Here is a 24700-nt window from a genome sequence, read left to right as displayed (position 1 = left end):
CACTTGGTCGAGCGGGATAGGCAGGGCCGGAAGTGGACTGGAGCTACGCGCCCAGAATGTCGCAATATGGGTGCGCAGGTGCCGCGGAACTGCGCAAAGAGGGTGCGCGAGTCCCCTGGGTGGTCGGGCAGGGCGGACCCTACAGAGGAATCGCCTCGATCTCGGTCCCGGCGGCCAGCGAGGTCACGTCGGCGGGGATCTCCACCAGCACGTCAGCGCGGGCCATCGAGGCCACCAGGTGTGAGCCGGGGCCGGAGACCGGCTCGGCGACGGGGATGCCAGCACCGGAGTCCGGGCCGAGCGCCGCCCGCAGGAACTGGACCTTCCCGGCGGGGGAGGTGACGTCACGCGAGAGCCGGGCCCGCACGGGCTGCACCGGCGACCGGCCCACCGCCTCGAGGATGACCGGCCGCAGCAGCACCACGAACGACACCAACGCGCTCACGGGATTGCCCGGCAGGCACACCACGGGCGTGTCCCGCCACGTCGACATCCCCTGCGGGCCACCGGGCTGCATGGCGATCGGCGCGAACCGGGATCCGTCGCGTCCGTCGAGCACCTGCCGCACCACCTCGGCGTCGCCCATCGACACCGCGCCCACGGTCACCACCAGGTCCGCGTCGGAGACCGCGGAATCGAGGGCCGCGGTGAACTCGTCGCGGTCGTCGCCGCTGGTCAACGTCGCGGTCACCTCGCAACCACAGGCCTTGAGCGCGGCCGTCAGGGTCAGCGAGTTGGACTCCCAGATCTGCCCCAGCCCCAGCGGCCGCCCGGGCGCGACCAGCTCCGAACCGGTGGCCACCACCCCGACCCGGGGTCGCGGCCGCACGTCCAGCGCCGACTCCCCCAGCGAGGCCGCCGCCGCCAGGTGCCGCGCCCGGAGCTGTACGCCCGCCGGGATCACCACGTCGCCGGCACGGACGTCGTCGCCGGGACTCCGGACGAACTCGCCCCGCGCGCGAGGTGCCCGCACCAGCACCACCGAGTCGTCGTCCGGGTCCGGCGAGGTGTCCTCCACGGGAACGACACAGTCCGCACCCTCGGGGACGGGCGCCCCGGTCATGATCTTGCAGGCCTCGTCGTCGTCGACCCCTGGCCCCGGCCCCTGGCCGGCGTACACCGCCCCCACCACCCGCAAGCGCGCGGGCACGTCGGGGCTCGCCTCGGCCACATCCGCCGACCGCACCGCGTACCCGTCCATCTGCGAGTTCACGAACAACGGCAGGTCCACCGCGGCGCGCAGGTCGCGAGCCAGCACCGAATCGGGGCACGCCACCAACGGCAGTCGGGTGGACTGCGCGGCGCGGGCCAGCATCGGCGCCAAGTGCGTGCGCACGAGGTCGCGGTAGCCGTCGGGGGACGGACGCGCTGTGTCGCTGTGGGAGGAAGCCATGCCACCACGGTAACCGCGTTGTAGTGTGCCTAAGGCCCGCGCGCGGCGGTCCGCGGACGGTGAAGGGTGACGGGTGGGACGTGGCGGAGAAGAAGAACGACGGTAGGACGACGACAACGCCAGCTACGACGTCCGCCCGCACCGGCCTGTGGTCGGTCCACGGGGACGGCAAGAACATCCGTCCCGGCGAGGTCGTGGCCCCGATGGAGCGGCTGAGCTGGCCGCGCACGATCGGCATCGGCGCGCAGCACGTCGTCTCGATGTTCGGCGCGACGTTCGTGTTCCCCATCATCATGGGGCTCAACCCGCAGCTGGCGATCCTGTTCTCCGGCGTCTGTACGCTGCTGTTCCTCGCGGTGGTCAAGGGGCGGGTGCCCAGCTACCTCGGCACGTCCGTGGCGTTCGTCGGCGCGGTCGCCGCGATCCGGGCGCAGGGCGGCACCAGCGCCCAGGTGACCGGCGCGATGCTCGTGGCCGGCGCGGCGCTGCTGGTGGTGGGCCTGGTGGTGCACTTCGTGGGCGGCCGGGTGGTGACGGCCGTGCTGCCGCCGGTCGTCACAGGCGCCGTGGTGATGCTGCTCGGCTTCAACCTCGCACCCGTCGTGGCGGAGACGTACTGGCCGCAGGACCAGTGGGTCGCGTTGGTGGTGATGATCGTGTTGATCGGGATGACCGTCGGGCTCAAGGGCTTCGCGGGGCGGATCGCGATCTTTCTGGCGCTGATCTTCGGCTACGTCCTGTCCTGGGTGCTGGACGTGCTCACCGGGCCCATCACGTCGTTCAGCGCCACCGCCGGCGAGGTGGCCGAGCACCTGCGCGTGGACTGGTCCGGGGTGGCCGACGCCGCCTGGATCGGGCTGCCGCCCATGACCGACGAGGCCGCCGGCGTGGTGGGTATCCACGCGCCCGACTTCTCGCTGGCGTTCGTGCTGCTGGTGGTGCCCGGCGTGATCGCGCTGATCGCCGAGAACGCGGGGCACGTCAAGGCGATCGGCGAGATCACGCGCACCGAGACCGACGGGCTCATGGGGCGGGCGTTGGCCGCTGACGGTGCCGGCACCGTGCTGGCCACCTCGTTCGGCGGGTCGGCCACCACGACGTACGCCGAGAACATCGGCGTGATGGCCGCGACCAAGGTGTACTCCACCGCCGCCTACGTGGTGGCCGCGCTGACCGCGATCGTGCTGGGATGTTCCCCCAAGCTCGGCGCCGTGATCTCCGCGACCCCGGGCGGCGTGCTGGGCGGGATCACGGTGGTGCTCTACGGGATGATCGGCCTGCTCGGCGCCAAGATCTGGAAGGAGAACCGGGTCGACTTCGGCAATCCTCTCAACCTGGTGCCGGTGGCGGCGGGCGTGGTGATCGCCGTGGGTGACACCACGTTGCACATCACGGACTCGTTCCAGCTCGGCGGCATCGCCCTGGGCACCCTCGTCGTGGTGCTGGGCTACCACCTCGGCCGGGTGATCGCGCCGCAGCTGCGCGCACAGGCTGAACGGGACGAGACCCACGAGATGACCCTGCTCGGGCCCAACCCGGAGGTCGAGGATCCGGGTCCGGCCTAGACTGGCCGCAGCGACCGAAGATTGGAGGTGTCGCCGTGGCAGAGTCCGAGATCGGAACGCGCTCACCGCGCCCCGCCACTCCGCTGCTCGTCGACTCGTTCGGGCGAGTGGCCCGGGACCTCCGGGTCTCCCTCACCGAGAAGTGCTCGCTCCGCTGCACCTATTGCATGCCGGAGGAGGGGCTGCCCCCGATCCCCGATGAGGCGAGGATGACCACCGAGGAGGTCATCCGGTTGGTGGCCCTGGCGCACCGCGAGCTGGGCGTCCACGAGGTGCGGTTCACCGGCGGGGAGCCGCTCATGCGGCAGGACCTCGAGCGGATCATCGCCGGCACCCGCGTCGAGTGTCCGGACCTGCCGATCGCCATGACCAGCAACGGCGTGGGCCTCGAACACCGCATCGGTGGGCTCGTCGACGCCGGTTTGGACCGCATCAACATCTCGCTGGACACCGTCAACCGGGCCGAGTTCGCCGAGCTGACCCGGCGCGACAGGCTGCCGTCGGTGCTGCGCGGCGTGCGGGCGGCGGTGGCCGCGGGGCTCGACCCGGTCAAGGTCAACGCCGTGCCCATGCGGGCCACGCTGCACGGTGCGCCCGACCTGCTGGAGTGGGCGCTCGCCGAGGGCGTCCAACTGCGCTTCATCGAGGAGATGCCGCTCGACGCGGACAACACCTGGTCGCGGGTGGAGATGGTCACCGCGCAGGAGGTGCTCGACTCGCTGTCGACCCGGTACGAGTTGATCCCCGCGGGGCGCGACGACCCGTCGGCGCCGGCCGAACTGTGGGAGGTGTCCGGGCACACCGTGGGTGGCCGGCCCGCGACGGTCGGCGTGATCGCCACGGTCACCCGGAACTTCTGCGCCGCCTGCGACCGCACGCGCCTCACCGCCGAGGGCACGGTCCGGTCGTGCCTGTTCAGCGACGACGAGACGGACGTGCTCGGGGTCCTGCGCTCCGGGGCGCCGGACCGCGAGGTCGCCGACGCGTGGCGCGGTGCGATGTGGGGCAAGCAGGCCGGCCACGGGATCGGCGGCACGGCGTTCCACCGGCCGCGGCGGTCGATGGGAGCTATCGGTGGGTGACGTGTCCGAGTCAGGCGATAACATCGGCGATGTGAGCAGTAATCCGAGAGTGATCACCGTGGGCTATTACGCCGCGGCGGAAGACGCGGCGGGCACGGCACGCGAACGGCTGCACACGCACGCCGCCACTGTCGGCGAGCTGGCCCGCGAGGTCTGCGAGCGCCACGGCGAGCCGCTGGCGAGCATCGTCACCGTGTCCTCCTTCCTGGTCGGCGAGGAGACCACCCGGGACCCGCACGCCTCGATCGCCGGTGTCTCGGATGTCGACGTACTGCCGCCGTTCGCCGGGGGCTGACTCGTGCGCCAGCGCCCGGCCCTCGCCGTCCTGACCGCAGTTCTCGCCTGCTCGGGCGCCGCGGCCTGCGCGAGTGGGGGAGTCGAGGAGGAGGCCGTCACCATAGGCGTGGCGGCCGCACCGTCGCTGTCTGCGGCGTTCACGGAGATCATCAGCGTCTTCGAGGCCGACAATCCCGGGGTGCGGGTCAGCATCGAGCTGGGCAGGTCCAACGAGATCGCGAAGAGCCTCGGCTCACGTTCGGACATCAACGTGTTCGCCTCCGCGAGCGAGGAGGCCATGCAGAAGGTGGTGGCGGAGGGGGCGGCGGTGGACCCGCGCGTCTTCGCGCGCAACCACGTGGTGCTGGCGGTGCCGTCGGGCAATCCCAAGGACGTCTCCGGCCTGGGGGATCTCGACCGGGAGGGCCTGCGGGTGGGGCTCTGCGATGTGGAGGTGCCCTGCGGTCAGGCCGCCGACATCCTTCTGACGGCGGCGGGCGAGGACCCGGTCGACGTCGAACGGATCGCCGGGTCCCGGGCGCTCGCCGCCCAGCTCGCGGACAACGACGCCGACGTGGGGATCATCTACCGGACCGACGTGGCCAGCTCGCACGGCTGGGTCGAGGAGGTGGACGTCGACCCGAGGGACCGCGAACTCCAGCAGGCCTCAGGCACGACCAGCTATGTCCTGGCCAGGGTGCCCGGCGGCGAGGACGGCCAGTCCTCCGAGGTGAAGGCGGCCGCCTCGGACAGATTCGTCGAGTTGGTGCTCTCCAGTCGCGGACGCAGCGCGCTCCTCAACTCGGGGCTCGAGGCGGTCTCCGGCTGAGCCGGTATCAACGAGAACTTAGACTGGGGGCCCATGAGCACCGCTGAACCGCAGGCCGGGTCTCGGCGTAGGGGATCGTGGCACCGGCGGGCGACCCGGCCGGTCCAGTTGTGGATGATCGCCCTGGTGATCCTGGGCGTGGTCCACCGCTGGGTTCCGGCCTCCCCGTGGGTCCTCGTCCACATGTTCACGCTGGGTCTGATCACCAACTCGATCCTCGTGTGGGGGCAACACTTCACCGAGATACTGCTGCACCGGCGGCCCCCGGAGAGTGCCCGGGGCGTCCAGGTGCGCCGGATCATGGTGCTCAACGCCGGGATCGTGGTGCTGGTGGCGGGCATGATCGCCGCGTTCCCGGTGGCGATCATCGCGGGCGCGGCCGTCGTCGGCGGGGCGGTGTGCTGGTACATCGTGGACCTGGCCCGGCAGATTCGGGCCGCCGCCCCGTCCCGCTTCCGGCCCATCGTGAAGTACTACGCCATCGCGGCGGCGTTCCTTCCTGCCGGTGCGGTGGCCGGCGCGTTCATGGGGGTCGGCGTCCCCGCGGAGTGGTCCGTCCGGCTGCACGCGTTCCACCTCGCGGTCAATGTGCTGGGCTTCGTCGGCATCACCGTGCTCACCACCCTGGTGACCTTCTGGGCGACGGTCCTGCGGGCGCTCATGGCGGAGGGCCAGGACACTGCGGCCACCCAGTCACTCGTCGTGCTGTCGGTCTCCGTCGTCGCGGTGGCCGCGGCCTCGCTGGCCGGTGCGTGGATCGTCACGGCCGCGGCGATGGCCGTGTACCTGGGGGCCGTCCTCTGGCACCTCTATTATCTCGTCCGCATGGCGCGCCGGACGCCGCCGCGGGAGTTCGCGTCGATGAGCATCGGCTGCGGCCTGATCTGGTTCCCGGTCGCGGTGGGCTGGGCGGCCCTGCTGGTCGCGGCCGACCGCGTCGAGGACCTCGGCGCCGTGACCGTGCCGCTCCTGGCCGGGGCGGCCGCCCAGATCCTGTTCGGGGCGATGAGCTTCCTCATGCCCACCGTGATGCGAGGTGGTCCCGCCGCGGTGCGGGCCGGCATGATCGAGATGAACCGCCTGGCCGTGTTCCGGCTGGTGCTGGTCAACGCCGGCCTGCTTGTGTTCCTCGCCCCTGGCGGAACGAGCTGGACCCGGGTCGTGGGTTCGTCCCTGACATTCCTGGGCTTCGTCCTGTTCCTGCCGGTGATGATCCGCGCGGTCCGCGCCCAGCTGCGGGTCATCCGCGAGACCGCGGCGGCGCGCGAGGCGGGGGAGAAGCCCGCCCGGGTCAGCGCGGACACGCCCCGGCCACCGATCGCGCCGGGGAAGCAGCGCAATCTGACCGGCGCGTTGGCCGCGGTCCTGGTCGTGGTGCTCGCCACGGGTGCCGCCGTCGTCGTCGACCCCTCTTCCCCGCTGCGCCGCGGCGGCGAGGCCGTCGCCGTGACCCCCACCGGCAACACCACGTCGGTCGAGGTCACCGCGGACGGGATGCGGTTCCTTCCCGACACCGTGACGGTCCCCGCCGGGGACCGGCTGGAGATCACCCTCACCAACCGCGACGAGACCAACATCCACGACCTGTACCTGACCAACGGCGCCGACTCGGGCCGGGTCGACCCGGGCGAGACCGTCACGTTCGACGCCGGGGTGATCGGTCGCTCGATCGAGGGCTGGTGCACGATCGCCGGGCACAAGGCGATGGGCATGACGTTCAGTGTGCTGGTCGAGGGCGACGATCCGGCGGTGACCGGTGACCACGGTGACCATGTCGCCTCCGGCACGACCGGCCCGACCGACGCCATCGACGTGATGGCGCCGCCGTCGGCCGCCGTCGTGACCCGCGACCCCGCTCTGGCCGCCGCCCCGCCCGGGCGCGTCCACCGCGTCACGCTCACGGTCACCGAGACCACCGACGAGCTCGCCCCCGGGGTGGTGCGGCCCGTGTGGACCTACAACGGCGGGCTACCGGCGCCGACGCTGCGTGGCAGGGTCGGCGACGAGTTCGTGGTGACGCTGCGCAACGAGGGCACGATGGGGCACTCGATCGACTTCCATGCCGGCGACGTGAGTCCCGACGAGGTGATGCGCACGATCCCGCCCGGGGAGGAACTCGAGTACCGGTTCACCGTCAACCGTGCCGGTGCCTGGCTCTACCACTGCGCCAGCATGCCGATGACCGGACACGTCGCCGCGGGGCTGTTCGGCGCGCTCATCGTGGATCCGCCGGATCTGCCGCCGGTCGACCGTGAGTACGTGCTGGTGCAATCCGAGTCGTACCTCGGCGGGCCGGACGAGCCGTTCGACATGGACAAGATCGCCGCCCGGCAGCCGGATCTGGTGATGTTCAACGGGCACGCCACCCAGTACCGCCGCGACCCGCTCACCGCGCGCGTCGGCGACACCGTGCGGATCTGGGTGGTGGCGGCCGGGCCGAGCGACGGCACGAGTTTCCACGTGGTGGGCTCGCAGTTCGACACCGTCTACAAAGAGGGCGGTTACCTGCTGCGCGACGGCCGTGACGCGTTCGGCGGCCGCAGCGGCGGGGCGCAGGCGCTGGACCTGTCGCCCGCGCAGGGCGGGTTCGTGGAGATGACCTTCGTCGAGCCGGGCCGCTACACGTTCGTCGACCACTCCTTCGCCGACGCCGAGAAGGGCGCCACGGGCTTCATCGACGTCACCGGCTGACCCGACAGCGGCATCCGCGCTCGCGACTGCGCGGCGGCAGCATCGACCCGCGCGACGACAGCATCGATAAGCGGGTTTCGCACGTCGGCACTCGGGCGATGCGTGCGGAAGTCTCTGCTCGATGGGCGACTCGGAAGTTTCGTGCGCCGGGAATAGGCGGGGCGGGGGCGCCGGTTGTATTAGGTGATACGTCATCAAAAGTCGCAGTCGTCCGTAACGCAGGAGTTGTCATGCCCGTCTTCGTCCAGAACCCCGATCCGCGCAGCCTCGTCGAACGCCCCGCCGACCGCCTGTTGCCCGCCGATGCGCGCATGGGCGCCGTGGAACTCCTGGTCCGCGACCTCGACGCGATGATGGCCTTCTACTCCCGCGGCGTGACCCTGGACGTGCTCGAGCACGTCAGTGATACCGCGGTGCTCGGCCGGGGCGGGCAGCCGCTCGTCCGCCTGCGCCGGGCCCCCGATCTGCCGCCGCGGCGACCCGGGGAGGCGGGGCTGTTCCACACCGCCGTGCTCTTCGGGGACCGTCGGTCGCTCGCGTTCGCCGCGGCGTCGGTGGCCCGTCTCGCGCCGCGGTCGTTCACCGGTAGTTCCGACCATCTCTACAGCGAGGCCTTCTACTTCGACGACCCCGAGGGCAACGGCGTCGAGCTGTACGTGGACCGCCCCCGGGAGACCTGGCAGCGCGACGGCAACGGCCTGCTCCAGACCGCGACCAACGCCCTGGACCCCGACGCGTTCCTGCGCGCCCATCTCCCGCAGCAGCCGGTCGCGCCGCCGCCGGCCACTCTCGGGCACGTCCACCTGCAGGTCGGCGACATCGGCGTGGCGCGCGACTTCTACGTGGACGCGCTCGGCTTCGAGGTCATGAGTGACCTCGGGACGGCGCTGTTCATCGCGGCCGGCGGGTACCACCACCATGTCGCCGTCAACACCTGGGGCACTGCCGGAGCCGGGCCCCGCGCCGCTGCCCTGGGTTTGGGGCAGGTGAACATCGACCTGCCCGATGACGACGACGTCGCCGCGCTGCAGCAGCGTCTGGTCGATCATCGGATCGAGGTGCGGCACGACGGTCACACACTGCGCTTCGATGACCCGTGGGGCACCCTCATCCAGGTCGCTCCCGCGGGTGCCTGAGCTCGAACCGGCCCCGGGACAGGCGTTCTGACCTAGCGTCGGGGGAGGACTGACTCGGCGTCCGGCCGGTCGGCGGCGCAGAGAGGTGATGTCGGGTGAACGTCCATCGACGTGGTGTCGGGGTAATCGTGAGTGGCAGGGCACAGGTGGCGGCGGTACTCGCGGCGATCGTGAGCACCCTCGCGCTCGCGGTGTCCATGCTGCTGTCCGGGGCGGGGACCGCCTCGGCGCAGGAGACGGAGGAGCCGGCTCCCACGCAGGGCGTATTCGAGTTCTCCGCCGACGGGATCACATGGTCTGAGGACCCGAACGCCGTGCTGCCCCCGTTCAGCGGGGGGAACCTCTCTCCGGGAAAGGTGATCGAACGCGAGTACTTCGTCCGCAACGCCGACTCGGTGCCCGGGAGGTTCGAGACGTTCATCGGTGACTGGTCCTCGTCCGCCAACTCGCTGTTCACCGTGCAGTCGGACTTCGGGGACGATGTCGGTGTGCGCTACACGTACTACGGGGAGGACTTCCCCGAGCACACCTACGGCCCGGCGGTCGAGGTGGGCACCGTCCTGAATTCGGTGGAGCTGGCGCCGCGGGAGCAGGTGCGGATCGTCGACGGCGTGGGGCTGCACCCCGATGCGGGTAGGGAGGCCCAGGGGGCGCGTGTCTCGACGGCCATCGAGTGGCGGCTCACCGTGCCGGAGCCGCAGCCCGAGCCGGAGCCTGAGCCCGGCGAGTGCGAGGGCGGGATCCCGATGAGCGGCCTGTTCAGCGCCGCGGGCAGTACGGGCAGCGAGTCGACCGGCAGCATGGCCGGCAGCGCGGCCGGGTCCACCGCTTCGGCCTCGCTGGACGGCGGGTGCGCGGCCGAGTCGTGACCCCGGGGCGCAGCTCCGGATGCGGGTCGCGGCGCGGGGTGGGCGTCAGGCGCGTCAGCCGCGCACGGCGTGGAGTCGTTTCACCCCGGACCAGGCCATCGCGAGATAGGTCAGAGCCCACACGGCGAGCGCCACCCACATCAGTTCCCGGCCGATCCACGTCGCGAGCGGAACCCGGTCGGTGCCCCCGAGCGACATGCCCGAGGCGGCGAATATGCCCAGGGGGAAGACGATCGACCACAGCATGGGCGTGTAGCGCAGGGGCACACGCTGGAATCCGTGCCGCCACACTCCCAGCGCCACCATCACGGGCAGCAGCCATGCCGCGACGCCCCAGAACAGGACCAGCAGACCGGAGACGAGTCCGCGGACGTCGTCGACGAGGGGCGCGTCGGTCATGCCCACGATGTGCGAGCCGGCCACCACGACGAGCGCCGACAACCCCATCAGGATCCAGTACGGCGGGTCGATGTCCTCCGGTCCGACCGGCAGCATGATCAGCCGCATCATCACGAGTACGGCGGTGGCCACATAGAGGACGACGCCGACCGACCACGAGATCACCGCGACCGCGGCCAGGACGTCCTCACCGGCGGTCGCGTGGTGCTCTAGGAGCGCCGCGCCGATCGCCACGGAGTGCAGGGCCACCGACCAGAGGAACCAGGTCCCGTTCACCTCCGGCAGCACCGAGCGGGGCCCGCGCGCCAGGAGCACGAGCCACGGGATCACGTAGCCGAGCACGGTCACGGCCCCCACGCCGACGTACAGCAGGACGGTGGCCGCCGTGAGGTGTCCGTGGGCCGCGAGGGCGGCCGCGAGGACGTTGGTGCCGGCGACGAATGTGAAGAACTGGAAGGAGGCGCGGGGGTTCCGGAGGTCGACGACGACGAGGTCCGTGTACGCGCCGACCCTCCACAGGCTGAGCAGCACCAGCACGGCGTACTCGAGGGCGGTGAGGGTCAGCAATAGCTCGGCCAGGGTGTGCCAGCCGCGCTGGCCGGCGCCGATGGTGATGATGCCGGTGCCCATGACCAGCGCGAAGTACCCGGGGGACATGTGTGCTGGCGTGGGCCATCCGCCACGGTGTCGACTCCTCGGTTCCGCCCCCGTCATCCGTCCTACCTTCGCCGGAGACGGGACTGGATCATCCAGGCGAACGCGATGATCCACGCCGTGACCGCGACCCACATCCAGGCCTGACCGATCCAGGCGACGATGGGCAGCTGATCGGCGTGACCGAGGTACATGCCCGCCACTGCGTACATGCCCAGCGGGAAGACGATCGACCACCAGGTGGGCTCGAAGCGAAATGGCACGCCGCGCACGCGGTGCCGCCAGTAGCCGACCGCCACGAGGACGGGGATGAGCCAGGTGGCGAAGCACCAGAAGACCACCACGAGGCCGGCGACCAGGCCGCGTACGGCGTCGACCATCGGCGCGCTGGACATCTCCACGATGCGTGCCCCCGCGACCACGGTGATGGCCACCGCGCCCATCGACACCCAGTACGGCGGGTCGAGTTCCCGCGGGTCGAACGGGTAGACCATGAGCCGCAGCGACACGTAGACAGCGCAGGCCACGTAGAGGACGACGCCGACCGACCACGCGGCTACCGCGAGGATCGCGAGCGCGTCGCGGCCGGCCTCGAAGTGGGGTTCCAGGGTGGCCGCGCCGACCGCCACGGACTGGGCGGCCACCACCCAGATGAACCAGGTGCCGTTCGCCTCCGTCAGCACGGACCGTTCCGTGCGGGCCAGGACGGCGACCCAGGGGACGGAGTAGCCGAGGATCAGCCAGGCGAGGGTGGCGACGACCAGCAGGACCGCGGCCACAACGTAGAGACCTTGGCCGGCGAGCCCCGCCGCCAGGACATTGGTCCCGGCCACGAAGGTGAAGAACAGGAAGGCCTGGCGGGAGTCGTGGAGGTCGGCCGCGACCTCGGTGCGATAGGCGAGCAACCGCCACAGCGTGAGTACGACGAGGACGACGTACTCGACCGCCGTGAGGACGAGCAGGATCAGGGACAGCGTGTGCCACCCGCGCAGATCCGCCCCGATCGCGACGATGCCCGTCGCCATGACCATCGCGAAGTAGCCGGGGGACAGCCGCTCCGGTGTCGGGAAGCGTCGGCCGGGCGATGTCCTAGTGTCGTGCGGCACGGCTCGAACCCGACCGGGCCCGGCCCTCGCCGACCTGTCGGCTCACGTCGCCGACGTCCTCGCGCATCCAGCCGCGGCGGTAGGGGCGGTTGCCGAACTGGCCCGACGGGCGCGAGCGGTACACGACATAGGGCCGCCACAGGTACCCGACGGGCGCGGAGAACACGTGCACCAGACGGGTGAACGGCCAGATCGCGAACAGCAGGAACGCCAGGATCGCGTGGGCCTTGAACGTGAAGGGCGCGTCGGTCATGAGTACGGGGTCCGGGTGCAGCCAGAAGATGCCGCGGAACCACACGGCCAGGTCGGCGCGGTAGTTGTAGCTGCTGAGGATATTGCCGACGACCGTGTTGGCAAGTCCGAAGAGGATCGTCACGGTGAGGAAGAAGTACATCAGCTTGTCGTTGGCGGTGGTCGCGGAGAAGACGGGCCCCACCGTGCGACGGCGGTAGATGAGGATCGCCAGGCCGACGAGCGTGCAGAACCCGGCGACGACCCCCAGCGACACCGCCATCCAGTGGTAGCCGGTCTCGGTGATGCCGATCGCGTGCGTCCACGATTCCGGGATCACCAGCCCGATGAAGTGGCCCGCGACCACGGCCAGGATGCCGAAGTGGAACAGGGGGCTCCCCCACCGCAACAGGCGGGACTCGTAGAGCTGGCTCGAGCGGGTCGTCCACCCGAACTTGTCGTAGCGGTACCGCCACCAGTGGCCGACCACGAAGATCGCCAGGCACACGTACGGCAGGACCACCCACAGGACGATGTCCAGGATCGTCGCGTCGACTGTGGTCGTCTCGGTCATGGCCGGGCCCCGCTTTCCAGGTAGGACGAGGAGGTGAACGCTTCGAGCCCGACCTCTTCGTCGGGCGGCCCCTGGGCGACGAGTCGGCGGACGGCATCGCGGTCGTCGCCGCCGATCGGCGGGAGCGTGCCCGAGACCGCCTCGAGGGCGCCGGCCCAGGCGGACCCCCGGTCGGTCAGGGAGATCCTGAGCAACTCCAGACCGGGGCGGTGCCGGACGAGCAGGGCCCGGCACCGGTCGAGGTCGTGCTGGGCCCCGAACTCGAGGAGCACGCCCAGGTGGTCGGGCAGTTCCGCGGCGTCCAGCCGGGCCCCGGCCGACTTGTAGGCCTCGACGAAGTCCACCAGCGCCGTGCCGCGCTTGCGGGTGTCGCCGTAGCGGAAGTAGGTCAGGTACAGGCAGCAGCGACGACGCAGGTCGAACGTCTCGACGTACTCCTCCTGCGCCTCGCCCAGCGGCGTCGACTCGAGGTGCTCGACCAGGCCGAGCAGCGGCCGCGCGGCCTCACCCCGGTCGTCGACCAGCTCGCGGATGAGCGGCAGCCGTTCGAGGAGCTCGGGGGTCGGGTAGTCCAGCAGGAGCGAGACAGCCTGATAGAGCGAGCGGTCCTCCGGCGACCCGCGGCCGACGGCCGGGGAGGAACCGGGCATCACCGCCCTGCGGACCCGGGAGAACAGATCGGTGCCGAAGCCGGTCCCGGCGAGGAACTGCGACGCCACGGCTCAGCCCTTCTTTCCCGGGAAGAGGCCGCCGGTGCCGAGGCCGTCCCAGTTGAGCAGGTTGACCCGCCGGCCCTTGTCCGCGGGGGAGGCGATGGTGTCCGAGGTCTGGCGTTGCTTCAACGCGTGGAAACTCTCCACCGCGATGGGCAGCGCCTGATCGCCCGAGCCCTCCCCGAACGGGCCGGAGTCGCCCATCATCCCGGGGCCGCCGTTGTAGTCGAGGCTGCAGTCGGTGACCAGCTCCTCGAGGGAATGCGCCTGCTCCTGGTGGGCGGTGGGGATGACGTACCGCTCGTCGTAGTGGGCCAGGGCCAGGAGCCGGTACATGTCGTACACGTCCTCCTCGCTCATGCCCACGGCCTCACAGATCTCGCCCCGCGGCTCGCGGCCGAGGTTGATGTCACGCATGTAGGTGCGCATCGCGGCGAGTCGGTTGAGCACCGTCTGGATGGTGTCGACGTCCCCGGCGGTGAACAGCTCGGCGAGGTACTCCATGGGGATGCGCATCGTGTCGATCGCGCCGAACAGCGTGTCGGAGTCCTCCCCGTCGCCGCCGTCCGCGGCGACGCGGTCGACGATGGGCGACAGCGGCGGGACGTACCAGACCATCGGCATGGTCCGGTACTCCGGATGCAGCGGCAGGGCCACCTCGAACCGCGAGATGAGCTGCCAGATCGGCGAACGCTGCGCGCCCTCGATCCAGTCCTCCGGGATGCCCGCCTCGCGGGCGGCCTCGATGACCTCGGGGTCGTTCGGGTCGAGGAAGCACTCGCGCTGGGCGGCCAGCAGGTCATGCTCGTCCGGCACCGACGCCGCCTCGAGCACCCGGTCCGCGTCGTAGAGGACCAGGCCGATGTAGCGCAGCCGGCCGACGCAGGTCTCCGAGCACACGGTGGGGATGCCCACCTCGACGCGCGGGAAGCAGAACGTACATTTCTCGGCCTTGCCCGTGCGGTGGTTGAAGTACACCTTCTTGTACGGGCAGCCGGTCACGCACTGGCGCCAGCCGCGGCAGCGGTCCTGGTCCACCAGCACGATTCCGTCCTCGACGCGCTTGTACATCGCCCCGGAGGGGCAGGAGGACACGCACGACGGGTTGAGGCAGTGCTCGCAGATCCGCGGCAGGTAGAACATGAAGGTCTCTTCGAACTCGGCCTTGATGTCCTCGCCCACCTTGGCCAGGATCGGGTCGCCGGACATGTGGGTCGGCGACCCGCCGAGGTCGTCGTCCCAGTTGGCCGACCACGAGATCTTCATCGGCTCGCCGCTGATGAGCGAGTACGGCCGCGCGACCGGGGTGTGCTCCTGCAGCGGGGACGAGACCAGCATGTCGTAGTCGTAGGTCCACGGCTCGTAGTAGTCGTCCAGCGACGGCATGGTGGGGCTCGAGAAGATCTCCAGCAGCTTCTTCATCCGCCCGCCGGCCTTGAGGCGCAGCCTGCCGCTCCGTCCGAGCTCCCAGCCGCCCTTCCACCGCTCCTGGTCCTCGTAGGTTCGCGGATAGCCGAGGCCGGGGCGGGTCTCGACGTTGTTCCACCACACGTACTCGGTGCCGGACCGGTTGGTCCAGGCCTGCTTACAGGTCACCGAACACGTGTGGCACCCGATGCATTTGTCCAGGTTCATCACCATGGACATCTGGGCCATGACGCGCATCAGTACTGCACCTCCTGCGAGCGACGGCGGATGACCGTCACCTCGTCGCGCTGGTTTCCGGTGGGGCCGATGTAGTTCCACGCGTAGGTGAAGTGGGCGTACCCGCCGATGAGGTGGCTGGGTTTGATGAGGATCCGCGTGGCCGAGTTGTGGATACCGCCGCGCTTACCGGAGGCCTCCGCGATCGGCACGTCGACCGTGCGGTCCTGGGCGTGGTGCATGTAGACCGTGCCGGACGGCATCCGGTGCGAGACCACGGCGCGGGCGACGACGACGCCGTTACGGTTGACCGCCTCCACCCAGTCGTTGTCGACCACCCCGATCAGCTCGGCGTCCTCCCTGCTCATCCAGATGGTCGGCCCGCCGCGGGACAGGCTGAGCATGAGGAGGTTGTCCTGGTACTCCGAGTGGATGGACCACTTGTTGTGCGGGGTGAGGTAGCGGACCGTCAGCGCCGCGCCGGCGCCACCGGATCCGTCGGTGCTGCCGAGCACCGGCTCGCCGTACAGCTCGTGCATGTTGAGCGGCGGGCGGTAGACGGGGAGCTGCTCGCCCACCTCGGCCATCCAGTCGTGGTCCATGAAGAACTGCATGCGGCCGGTGAGCGTGTGCCACGGCTTGAGCCGCTCGACGTTGATGACGAACGCGCTGTACCGGCGGCCGCCGTGCTCCGAGCCGGACCACTCCGGGGAGGTGATGACCGGCTGCGGGCGGGACTGGGTGTCGGCGAAGCTGATGCGCTTGCCGGACTCACCGCGGGACAGATCGGCGAGCTCCCGGCCGGTGCGGGCCTCGAGCTGCTCGAAACCCTGGGTCGCGAGTCGCCCGTTGGTGGTCCCGGACAGGGTGAGGATGGCCTCGCACATGCGGATGTCGGTGTCCAGGCGCGGGCGGCCCCGGCCGGCGCCCGTGCGGGTCTCGCCGTTGGCCCCCCGCAGGATGCCGATCTCCTCGTCCGGCTTGAGCAGCAATCCCTTGACCGGCATCCCCGCCTTCTCGGCGAGTGGCCCGAGGGAGCCGAACTTCTCGCCGATCAGCCGGTAGTCGCGCTCGACCGTGACGATCTTGGGGAAGTTCCGCCCCGGCACCGGCTCACACGAGCCGTCCTTCCAGTCCGACACTGTGCCGCCCGGGTTGGCCAGGGCATCCGGGGTGTCGTGCGCCAGCGGGACCGCCACGACGTCGGTGCGGGTGTCGAGGTGCCCGTGGCTCAACTCCGACACCTTCTCGGCGAGCAGCCGGAAGGTGTCGAAGTCCGTCCGGGTCTCCCACGGCGGGTCGATGGCGGCGTTGAACGAGTGCACGAACGGGTGCATGTCGGTCGAGGACAGGTCGTGCTTCTCGTACCAGGTGGCCGCCGGGAACACGAGGTCCGAGAACAGCGTGGTGGAGGTCATCCGGAAGTCGAGCGTGGCGAGCAGGTCGAGCTTGCCGTCCTCCGCGTCCTCGCGCCACACCATGTCCCGACCCCGGTGCCCCTCCGGGGCCTGGTCGGCGCGCAGTGACGAGTCGGTGCCCAGCAGGTGTTGGAGGAAGTACTCGTCACCCTTGGCCGACGAGCCGAGCAGGTTCGATCGCCACACGGTGAGGACCTTGGGGGAGTTGCCGGGGCCGTCCGGGTCCTCGGCGGCGAAGCGCATCGACCCGTCCTTGATCCGGTCCACCACGTGCTCGGCCGCGGACACGCCCGCCTCGGCGACCTCATCCCCCAGGTCGAGCGGGTTGGCCGAGAAGGTCGGGAACGAGGGCATCCAGCCCAGTCGCGCCGACATCGCCACCAGATCCGGGGTGCTCATCCCGGCGAAGCGGTTCTCGCCGGTCGGGGAGGCGAGGGTGTCCGCGCCGTACGCGTCGTACTTCCACTGCCCGGTGTGCAGGTAGAAGAACGCGGTGGCGATCATCTGCCGCGGCGGCCGGGACCAGTCCAGGCCCATCGCGACCTGCTGGAACCCGGTCAGCGGGCGGACCTTCTCCTGGCCCACGTAGTGCGCCCAGCCGCCGCCGTTGACGCCCTGCGTGCCCGTGAGGATCGTCAGCGCGAGGAACGCCCGGTAGATGAGGTCGGAGTGGAACCAGTGGTTGGTGCCCGCCCCCATGAGGATCATCGAGCGCCCACCGGACTCCAGCGCGTTGCGGGCGAACTCCCGCCCGATCCGCTCGGCCTGCGCGGCCGGGACGCCGGTGTGCTCCTCCTGCCAGGCAGGTGTGTACGGCTGCGGGTCGTCGTACCCGGTCGGCCAGTCGCCCGGCAGCCCCTCCCGGCCCACGCCGAACTGCGCCATCATCAGATCGAGGACGGTCGTGACGCGGAGGTCCGTGGGGTTGTCGTCGTCGCGGCCCCTGATGGTCCGGTAGGGCACCCCACGGGTGATGGTGCCGGCGTCGCCGCGCGTGGTGTCGAAGCGCGGCAGCACCACCTCCGTGGTTCCCTCTCTCTCCTCGAGCAGGGACAGGGCCGGGTCGACCTCGCCGAGATCCAGGTTCCAGTCGCCCGCGCCCTGCTCGCCGAACCGGTGGCCCAGCGTGCCGTTCGGGACGACCGGCCGACCCGTGACCGCGTCGAGCAGGACGGTCTTGTTGGCCGCGTTCTCGCCGGGATCCTCCGCGAGCACACCCGCACCGACCATGTCCGCGGTGACGAATTTGTGCGGCAGGACCGTCCCGTCGGAGCGCGTGCGCAGCGTGACCAGGAACGGCAGGTCCGTGTACTGCTTGGCGTAGCGCTCGAACTCGGGCGTGGCCCGGCGGGCGTAGAACTCGGTGAGCACCACGTGGACCATCGCCATGGCCAGCGCACCGTCGGTGCCCGGGTGCGGGTGCAGCCACTCGTCGGCGAACTTGGTGTTGTCCGCGTAGTCGGGCGAGACCACCACGACCTTCTGGCCCTTGTAGCGGGCCTCGGTCATGAAGTGGGCGTCCGGGGTGCGGGTGACCGGGACGTTGGAACCCCACATCACGAGGTAGGAGGAGTTGAACCAGTCGGCGGACTCGGGGACGTCGGTCTGGTCGCCGAACACCTGCGGCGAGGCCACCGGCAGGTCGGCGTACCAGTCGTAGAACGAGAGCATGGAGCCGCCGAACAACTCGATGAACCGCGAGCCCGCCCCGAACGAGGCCATGGACATCGCCGGGATCGGGGAGAAGCCCGCGACCCGGTCCGGGCCGGCGGTCTTGGCGGTGTACACGTGGGCCGCGGCCGCGATCTCGACTGCGTCCTCCCAGCGGCAGCGGACCAGGCCGCCCTTGCCGCGGGCGCGCTTGTACCAGGCGGTCTTGGCGGTGTCGGAGACGATCGACCCCCAGGCGTCCACCGGGTCGGCGTGCTCGGCGCGCGCCGCCCGCCACAACTCGAGCAGGCGACCGCGGATGTACGGGTAGCGCACCCGCGTGGGCGAGTAGGTGTACCAGGAGAAGGCGGCACCGCGCGGGCAGCCGCGGGGCTCGTACCCCGGCATGTCGTCACCGATGTCCGGGTAGTCGGTCTGCTGCGCCTCCCAGGTGATGATCCCCTCTTTGACGTACACCTTCCATGAGCACGAGCCCGTGCAGTTGACGCCGTGCGTGGAGCGGACCACCTTGTCGTGGCTCCAGCGGTCGCGGTAGAACACGTCCGCCTCGCGGCCGCCCTCGATCGTCACGGTGCGCAGATCGTCGGAGGCCGTGCCGCGGCGGAAGAACCGGCCGGCCTTGAGGATGGCCTCGGAGGCGGGGCCGTCCAGGCGGGGGTCTGTGCTGGTCATGCCGGAGTCCTTTCCGTGGCGGTGGACGCGCTGCGACTGGTGCGGAGGAACCACAGCCAGGTGAGTGCCGCGGTGATGACCGAGAGGGCGAACAGCAGCAGCAGGCCGGTGCGGTAGTTGCTGTCGGCGGTCCAGAAGTAGCCGAGCAGGAGCGGCGGGACGAACCCGCCGAGCCCGCCCACGGCGCCGACGATGCCTGTGACCGACCCGACCGAGGACGGCTCGACCAGTTCGGCGACCAGGGCGAACACCGCGCCGGAGGCGACACCCAGCGAGGCGGCCATGACGAGGAACACGGCCGTGCCCACCGGGTAGAAGCTGCCGTCGTCGATCCCGATCAGGGGCATGCGCTCGGACGCGGCCGCGGCCATGAGGCCGGTGACCACGTAGCTGATGACCAGGACCCACCCGCCGTCGAACCGGTCCGCCAGCGCACCGCCGAGGGGGCGGCACGCCACGGCGACCACCACGAAGATCGCGGTGCGCAGCGCGGCGTCCTCGATGTCCAGTTCGTAGAAGTTGTGCAGGTAGGTGGGCAGGTACACGGAGAACGCCACGAACCCGCCGAAGCCCATCGCGTACATCCACGACAGTTTGAGCGTCACGGGTCGGGCGAGCGTCCTGGCGGCCTTGACCACCCAGTTGCCCTGGGCCGGTGCCCAGGCCGGCGAGTTCTGCAGCAGCATCCGGGCTGTCACGGCGTAGATCGCCAACAGGACCGCCACCAGGATGAACGGGGCCTGGTCGCCGAGAGCGTCGCGGAGCCGCAGCGTGGTGAACGCCGCGACCGCGGTGCCGCCCATGCCGGCGCCGAAGATGCCGATCGCCGTGCCGCGCCGGTTCGGCGGGAACCACGAGTTGACGGTGGGGACGCCCACCGCGAAGGAGGTGCCGCCGATCCCGAGGAAGAAGCCGCCGATGAGCAGGACGATCAGGCTGCTGTCGACGAAGCCGACGAAGAGCGTGGGGATGATCGTCAACGCCGCGACGAGCGGGAACATCGTGCGGCCGCCGAGCCGGTCGGTCAGCGCGCCCACCGGGATCCGGCCGAGCGATCCCACCACCACGGGCAGCGCCACCACCAGGGACTGCTGGAACGAGGAGAGCCCCAGGTCTTCTTTGTAGGTGGCGCCGAGGGGGCCCATGAGCGCCCACGCCCAGAAGGTGAGCAGGAACCCGGCGAAGCACAGGGCCAGGGCGAGGTTAGCCTTCTTGGGATCGATGGCGGGCGCGCCGGAGGGGTCGGTGGTCACGGGGTCGGAGCCTGAGGACACGGGTGGCCCTTTCACGTCAGAGTCTCGCGGGTCGGGCACGGACGACAGGGGAACGGGCCCGAATCCCGAGTGTGCGACAGTCCGTCACCGCGCCGTGGGCGGTTCGGCGAATGTGGCGGGGTTCGTTACCGGACAAATATTCGCCGCAGCAATGTTTTCAGCGTCAACAGAGAGTGGCTCAGACGAGCCAGTCATTGGGGGCGAACAGCTCGGCGTGGAGCCGATCCTCCGGGATGCCGGCCGCCAGGAAGGCCGGCCGTACCGCCTGCAGGAACCCGGCGGAGCCGCACAGGAAGACGTGCGCGTCGGCGGGCAGCGGCACCGCGGACAGGTCCATGAGCCCGTGGTGGACGGTGCCCGGGCCGGAAGCGGTGTCGGCGCCGTCCTCGTACCAGGAGTGCACCTCGGCGTCGGCGAGCAGGGAGGCCTCGCCGGCGACCTCGCCCGCCAGGACGTGCTGGTCGGGGGAGCGGTCCGCGTGCAGGACGAGCACGCGACGCGAGGTCTCCTCCGCGGCGAGCTGGGCGAGCATGCCGAGCATCGGCGTGATGCCGATGCCGGCCGAGCACAGCACCACCGGGGCGGAGGCGGTCTCGGCGTCGGCCTGGTCCAGGACCAGGTCGCCGAACGGGAGCGTGACCTGCAGTGTGGTACCGACCGCGGCCGTCGCGTGCAGCCAGCCGGAGACCTCGCCGGCGGGACAGCCGCCGGCGGCGGGGTCCACGCGGCGTACGCCGATCCGCCAGGTGCCGTCGCCGGAGGCGGTCGAGAGTGAGTACTGGCGCAGCTGGCGGGCGCCGTCGGGCAGCACCACGCCGACCGAGGTGTACTGGCCGGGGCGGAAGTCGGGGAGGCGTTCGCCGTCGGGCCCGGCGAGGGTGAAGACGGCGACCGAGTCCGTGACGTCCTCGCGGGCGACGACGGTGGCGGTCCGGAACACGTCACCCGGCTCGACCTGCGCCTCGGCGTACAGCCCCTTCTCGAAGTCGATGAGGACGGAGGCCATGATCCAGTAGACCTCGTCCCACGCCTCGGCGACCTCGGGGGTGACGGCGTCGCCGAGCACGCGGGCGATCGCGGCGAACAGGTTGTCGTGGACGATCTGGTACTGGTCCGGGGTGATGCCCAGGCTCGCGTGCTTGTGTCCGATGCGCGAGAGCAGGTCGACCGGGCTCTTGCCGTCCACGAGCATGGTGGCGAACGTGGCGATCGAGGCGGCCAGGGCGCGCTGCTGGGCGCCCAGCTTCTGATTGCCGCGGTTGAAGGTGTCGCGGATCAGTTCGGGGTGGTTGTCGAACATCGTCGTGTAGAACAGCGGCGTGATCTCGTCGATGTGGGCCCCGATGACCGGCAGTGTCTCGCGGATGACCGGGACGTTGTGCGGGGACAGCGCCCGGGGGCGGGCGAGGATCGACTCGAGGGAGATCAGTGACGTGGTCATGGCAGCCTTTCCGGACCGGCCCCTACGGGTGTGGAGGCGTTGAATCCGAGCCTGCCAGAATGCGACCTCGATATGCGCATTCACGCCGTGTGAGTTCGAATACCCACCTGAACTGGATATTTGTGCTCTACGTACGTAGTGCTGAGGAAGTGCACGTCAGGGGCTGTCCGCGACCGTCGGGGCGAATCTCGGCTCCAGTGTGAGCAGGATCTGCCGTGTGGGGGAGTGGACGATGTCGTTGACGGTGAGCGGATCGAGGGTGGCGAAGAATGCCTCGCGGGCCTCGGCGAAGGCCCGGCGCAGTCGGCAGTTCCCGGCGAGCGGGCAGGGCTGCTCGCCTTCGCAGTCGACCGCCTCGCCCGGGCCCTCGAGGGTGCGGAGCAGGGCGCCCACGGAGTGGTTCCGTCCGGCGTCGGTGATCCGTAGCCCTCCGCCGCGGCCGCGGCGCGAGGCGATGACCTCGAGATCCACCAGGCGGGAGACGATCTTGGCGACGTGGCTGGGGGAGGCGTTGACCGAACCGGCGATGGCGCCCGCGGTCATCCGTTCGCCGTCCCGGTCGCCCACCGCGAGCAGCATGAGGGTGCGAAGCGCGAGGTCGGAGTGGCGGGAGATGTTCACCCGTCCATGATCCCATAATGCGAATTCGGACAACGCATTTTTTGGGGTCAGATCCAGTCGATCAACTCGACCAGCTCGGCCCCGGCCCCGGCCCCGTCCTCGGGGATCAGGGCAAGCGACGGCGCCCCCACGAGATCGGCGAGGTGCGCGGTGCGGACCCGCTCGTCCACGGACCAGCCGCCGGAGCCGTCGGGTCGCGCGGGCAGGATCCGGGATCGGGTCGGGGCGGCCAGTTCCGCAAGGTCGGGGACGGGCGCGAGCACAGGCGTCCGCCGTCGACCCGTGAGGGCGTCGACCAGCGCGCGGCCGGTGGTGGCGGCAGCGCACACCGCCGCCAGCGGGTTGCCCGGCAGTCCCAGCAGCACGCCACCGCCGGGTAGCGCTGCGACGATCTGCGAGCCGCCGGGTCGGACCCGCACGCCGTCGAGCACGATCCGGGCGCCGGCCCGCTCGAGTGCCGGTCGCAGGTGGTCGGCCACCCCGCGGCCGGTGGCCCCGACGAGCACCAGCACCTCCCCGGCCCCGCGCGGCCGGTGCAGCAGCGCCTCGAATTCGGCCTCGGTGTCCGGACAGTGTTCCACCGCGGCGGTGGCGGGTCCGAAGCCGGCGCGCTCGAGCACCGCGCCGAGCAGCGGCCCGATGGTGTCGCGGATCCGCCCGTCGGGCAGCGGGGGCGGGGTGTCGGCGGGCAGTACCTCGTCGCCGGTGGTCACGACGGTCGCCCGAACCGGCCCCCGCGCCACGACCCCGGTCAGTGCCGAGGACAGCGCCGCCGAGGCCAGCGCGGCGTCGAGCGTGGCGCCCTCCGGCGCGAGGACGTGCCCGGCCGGCCAGTCCTCGCCGACCGGCCGCAGGTCGTCGATGCCCTCGGCCGCGCCCAGGGCGGTGACCAGTGCCGGTCCGCCGTCGGAAGGCGAGACCTCGACCAACTCATGGCGCAGCACCCGGTCGGCTCCGGCGGGGGCGAGCGCGCCGGTCGCGATCGGCGCCGCGCATCCGGGCTCCAGGGTCGCCGCGGAACCGTCGCCGGCCCGCCGCGCGGCCCCGGTCAGCCGCCAGTCGCCGGGCCCGGCCAGCGCGTACCCGTCCATCGCCGACACCCGCCCGCGCGGCATCGGATCGGCCGCGATCAGCGGCGCCGCCAGCACCGCGCCCACCGCGTAAAGCGGCGCCAGCCGGGCCGCCGGCACGGCATCCAGGCCCGCGGCCAGGATCGCGCCGACGTGCGCGAGCGCCACCGGCCCGCGCCCGGCCAGGTCGGCCCATGTGTCGACGTCGAGTGCTTGAGCGCCGACGGGCACGTGGACGAACCCGGCGGCGACGGTGTCGTCGTCGTCATACAGGGCGCGCACCGCTCGACCGGCCACGCCGCCCGTGGCCTCGAGCCGCGCCAGGCGCGCGGCGAGCGCGCGACGGTCCCACGCGGCGAGGAGGTACTGCTCGTGACCGGCGGCGTCCACGCCAAGCGCGGCCGACGCGCCCGACGTGCGCACGGTGTCGACGAGCGCGCGGAGGGTGCCGGAGTCGAGTTGGGGCAGGTCACAGGCCACGACGACGACGACGTCGACACCGTCCGGAAGGCACGCCAGTCCCGCGGCGATCCCCGCGACCGGTCCGGAATGGGGCGGGTCCTCGCGGGCGTCACCACCCGGTCCCACCGTGATGGCCGGCCCCGCGACGGCCCGGGCGGCGCCGAGCACGGTCTCGACCATTGGCCGACCGGCCACCGGGAGCCGGGCCTTGTCCACCCCGCCGAGCCGGCTGCCCCGGCCGCCACTGAGGATGATCGCGCCGACGGTGCCCCTCACTGCAGGCTCTCCTGTCGCCGTTCCGCCGGGGCGGCCAGGCGATCGCGCAGGAAGTCGTCGACGAGTCGCTCGACATCCGTCTCGGTGAACGGGCGCAGGCCGATGATGCGGGCCAGCACCACGGGGCCGGCGAGTTGGGCCACGGCGAGGTCGCGGTCGCCGGGGGTGAGCGTGCCGTCGGCCTCCGCGGCGGAGAGGACCTCGTGGAGGGGCGCGGCGTAGGACTCGACCACGCTGCGGCGCAGCTCGCCCACCTCGTCGTCGTCGGAGGCGCCGCGCCCCATGGCGAGCCAGCCGAGCATCGACTGTTGCATGGGCACGGTCTGGATGAGCCGGGTCAGGGCGGAGCACAGGTGGACCAGCTGCTCGCGCACCGGCAGGTCCGCCGGCGGCGGCTCAGGGGTGGGCAGCAGGCGCCGGAACGCCGCGGCGATGAGCGAGTCCGTCGAGGGGAAATTGCGGTACAGCGTGGTCCGCGCGACGCCCGACAGGCGCGTGACCGCCTCCACCGTCACCGCAGCCGCGCCGCCCGAGACGAGGAGGTCCGCGGCGGCGTCCAGGAGCTTGCCGCGCGAGCGGGCGCGTCGGGGATCGGTGGGGGAGGGCATGGTGACCATTGTGGCCCGCCGCGTC

19 protein-coding genes are annotated in these 24700 nt (G+C 71.2%); 7 read left to right on the top strand and 12 right to left on the bottom strand.

From position 1 onward, the window contains the following. Positions 1-139 precede the first annotated feature (139 nt). The gene (locus K3888_RS14130; protein ID WP_230930916.1) at positions 140-1393 is read right to left on the bottom strand and encodes a molybdopterin molybdotransferase MoeA; all 1254 of its coding nucleotides are present in this window, start codon (positions 1391-1393) and stop codon (positions 140-142) included. A gap of 203 nt (positions 1394-1596) precedes the next feature. Between K3888_RS14130 and K3888_RS14125 the strand changes: the two genes are divergently transcribed. The 7 genes from K3888_RS14125 to K3888_RS14095 all read left to right on the top strand — a co-directional run bounded on the left by K3888_RS14125 (position 1597) and on the right by K3888_RS14095 (position 9841). After that, on the top strand, positions 1597-2958 hold the full coding sequence (locus tag K3888_RS14125; RefSeq protein WP_230930953.1) for a uracil-xanthine permease family protein: 1362 nt from the start codon (positions 1597-1599) through the stop codon (positions 2956-2958). A 35-nt stretch (positions 2959-2993) separates the two neighbouring features. After that, a complete protein-coding gene (moaA, locus tag K3888_RS14120) occupies positions 2994-4040 on the top strand; it encodes a GTP 3',8-cyclase MoaA (RefSeq protein WP_230930915.1) in 1047 nt (348 codons plus the stop codon). A 31-nt stretch (positions 4041-4071) separates the two neighbouring features. Next, complete coding sequence (locus tag K3888_RS14115; protein WP_230930914.1) at positions 4072-4335, top strand: ubiquitin family protein; 264 nt, start codon at positions 4072-4074, stop codon at positions 4333-4335. A gap of 3 nt (positions 4336-4338) precedes the next feature. Continuing rightward, a complete protein-coding gene (locus K3888_RS14110; protein ID WP_230930913.1) occupies positions 4339-5145 on the top strand; it encodes a molybdate ABC transporter substrate-binding protein in 807 nt (268 codons plus the stop codon). Between the two features lie 33 nt (positions 5146-5178). Next, complete coding sequence (locus K3888_RS14105; protein WP_230930912.1) at positions 5179-7836, top strand: multicopper oxidase domain-containing protein; 2658 nt, start codon at positions 5179-5181, stop codon at positions 7834-7836. A gap of 230 nt (positions 7837-8066) precedes the next feature. After that, positions 8067-8972: a VOC family protein gene (locus K3888_RS14100; protein ID WP_230930911.1), complete on the top strand. Its 906-nt coding sequence runs from the start codon at positions 8067-8069 to the stop codon at positions 8970-8972. 128 nt (positions 8973-9100) lie between these two features. Beyond that, positions 9101-9841: a hypothetical protein gene (locus K3888_RS14095; RefSeq protein ID WP_230930910.1), complete on the top strand. Its 741-nt coding sequence runs from the start codon at positions 9101-9103 to the stop codon at positions 9839-9841. Between the two features lie 54 nt (positions 9842-9895). Here the strand turns inward: K3888_RS14095 and K3888_RS14090 are convergent, their stop codons facing one another. From K3888_RS14090 to K3888_RS14040, 11 genes are all read right to left on the bottom strand, one after another. Then, the gene (locus K3888_RS14090) at positions 9896-10897 is read right to left on the bottom strand and encodes a tellurite resistance/C4-dicarboxylate transporter family protein (RefSeq protein WP_230930909.1); all 1002 of its coding nucleotides are present in this window, start codon (positions 10895-10897) and stop codon (positions 9896-9898) included. A 62-nt stretch (positions 10898-10959) separates the two neighbouring features. Beyond that, positions 10960-12000 carry a tellurite resistance/C4-dicarboxylate transporter family protein gene (locus K3888_RS14085; protein ID WP_230930908.1) on the bottom strand — a complete coding sequence of 347 codons (1041 nt, stop codon included), beginning with the start codon at positions 11998-12000 and terminating at the stop codon, positions 10960-10962. Beyond that, complete coding sequence (gene narI, locus K3888_RS14080) at positions 11984-12805, bottom strand: respiratory nitrate reductase subunit gamma (protein ID WP_230930907.1); 822 nt, start codon at positions 12803-12805, stop codon at positions 11984-11986. The genes K3888_RS14085 and narI overlap by 17 nt, the downstream gene beginning before the upstream one ends. After that, positions 12802-13524 carry a nitrate reductase molybdenum cofactor assembly chaperone gene (gene narJ, locus K3888_RS14075; protein ID WP_230930906.1) on the bottom strand — a complete coding sequence of 241 codons (723 nt, stop codon included), beginning with the start codon at positions 13522-13524 and terminating at the stop codon, positions 12802-12804. The genes narI and narJ overlap by 4 nt, the downstream gene beginning before the upstream one ends. 3 nt (positions 13525-13527) lie before the next feature. Next, complete coding sequence (narH, locus tag K3888_RS14070; protein ID WP_230930905.1) at positions 13528-15183, bottom strand: nitrate reductase subunit beta; 1656 nt, start codon at positions 15181-15183, stop codon at positions 13528-13530. After that, complete coding sequence (locus tag K3888_RS14065; RefSeq protein WP_230930904.1) at positions 15183-18923, bottom strand: nitrate reductase subunit alpha; 3741 nt, start codon at positions 18921-18923, stop codon at positions 15183-15185. The genes narH and K3888_RS14065 overlap by 1 nt, the downstream gene beginning before the upstream one ends. After that, positions 18920-20176, bottom strand: a complete 1257-nt coding sequence (locus tag K3888_RS14060) for an MFS transporter (protein WP_230930903.1) — start codon at positions 20174-20176, stop codon at positions 18920-18922. The genes K3888_RS14065 and K3888_RS14060 overlap by 4 nt, the downstream gene beginning before the upstream one ends. Positions 20177-20375: 199 nt before the next feature. Further along, positions 20376-21638 (bottom strand): globin domain-containing protein, encoded by a 1263-nt coding sequence (locus K3888_RS14055; protein WP_230930902.1) that lies wholly within the window; start codon positions 21636-21638, stop codon positions 20376-20378. 156 nt (positions 21639-21794) lie between these two features. After that, on the bottom strand, positions 21795-22259 hold the full coding sequence (locus tag K3888_RS14050; RefSeq protein ID WP_230930901.1) for an RrF2 family transcriptional regulator: 465 nt from the start codon (positions 22257-22259) through the stop codon (positions 21795-21797). Positions 22260-22306: 47 nt separating this feature from the next. Continuing rightward, positions 22307-24067, bottom strand: coding sequence for an NTP transferase domain-containing protein (locus K3888_RS17910; protein ID WP_230930900.1), 1761 nt, complete (start codon positions 24065-24067; stop codon positions 22307-22309). Continuing rightward, positions 24064-24675 (bottom strand): TetR/AcrR family transcriptional regulator, encoded by a 612-nt coding sequence (locus K3888_RS14040; RefSeq protein ID WP_230930899.1) that lies wholly within the window; start codon positions 24673-24675, stop codon positions 24064-24066. Before K3888_RS14040 ends, K3888_RS17910 begins: the two co-directional genes overlap by 4 nt. Between the last annotated feature and the right edge of the window lie 25 nt (positions 24676-24700).

Source organism: Dietzia aurantiaca (assembly GCF_021033825.1).
GTDB classification, from domain to species: domain Bacteria; phylum Actinomycetota; class Actinomycetes; order Mycobacteriales; family Mycobacteriaceae; genus Dietzia; species Dietzia aurantiaca.
This window is presented reverse-complemented; position numbering and strand designations above follow the sequence as displayed.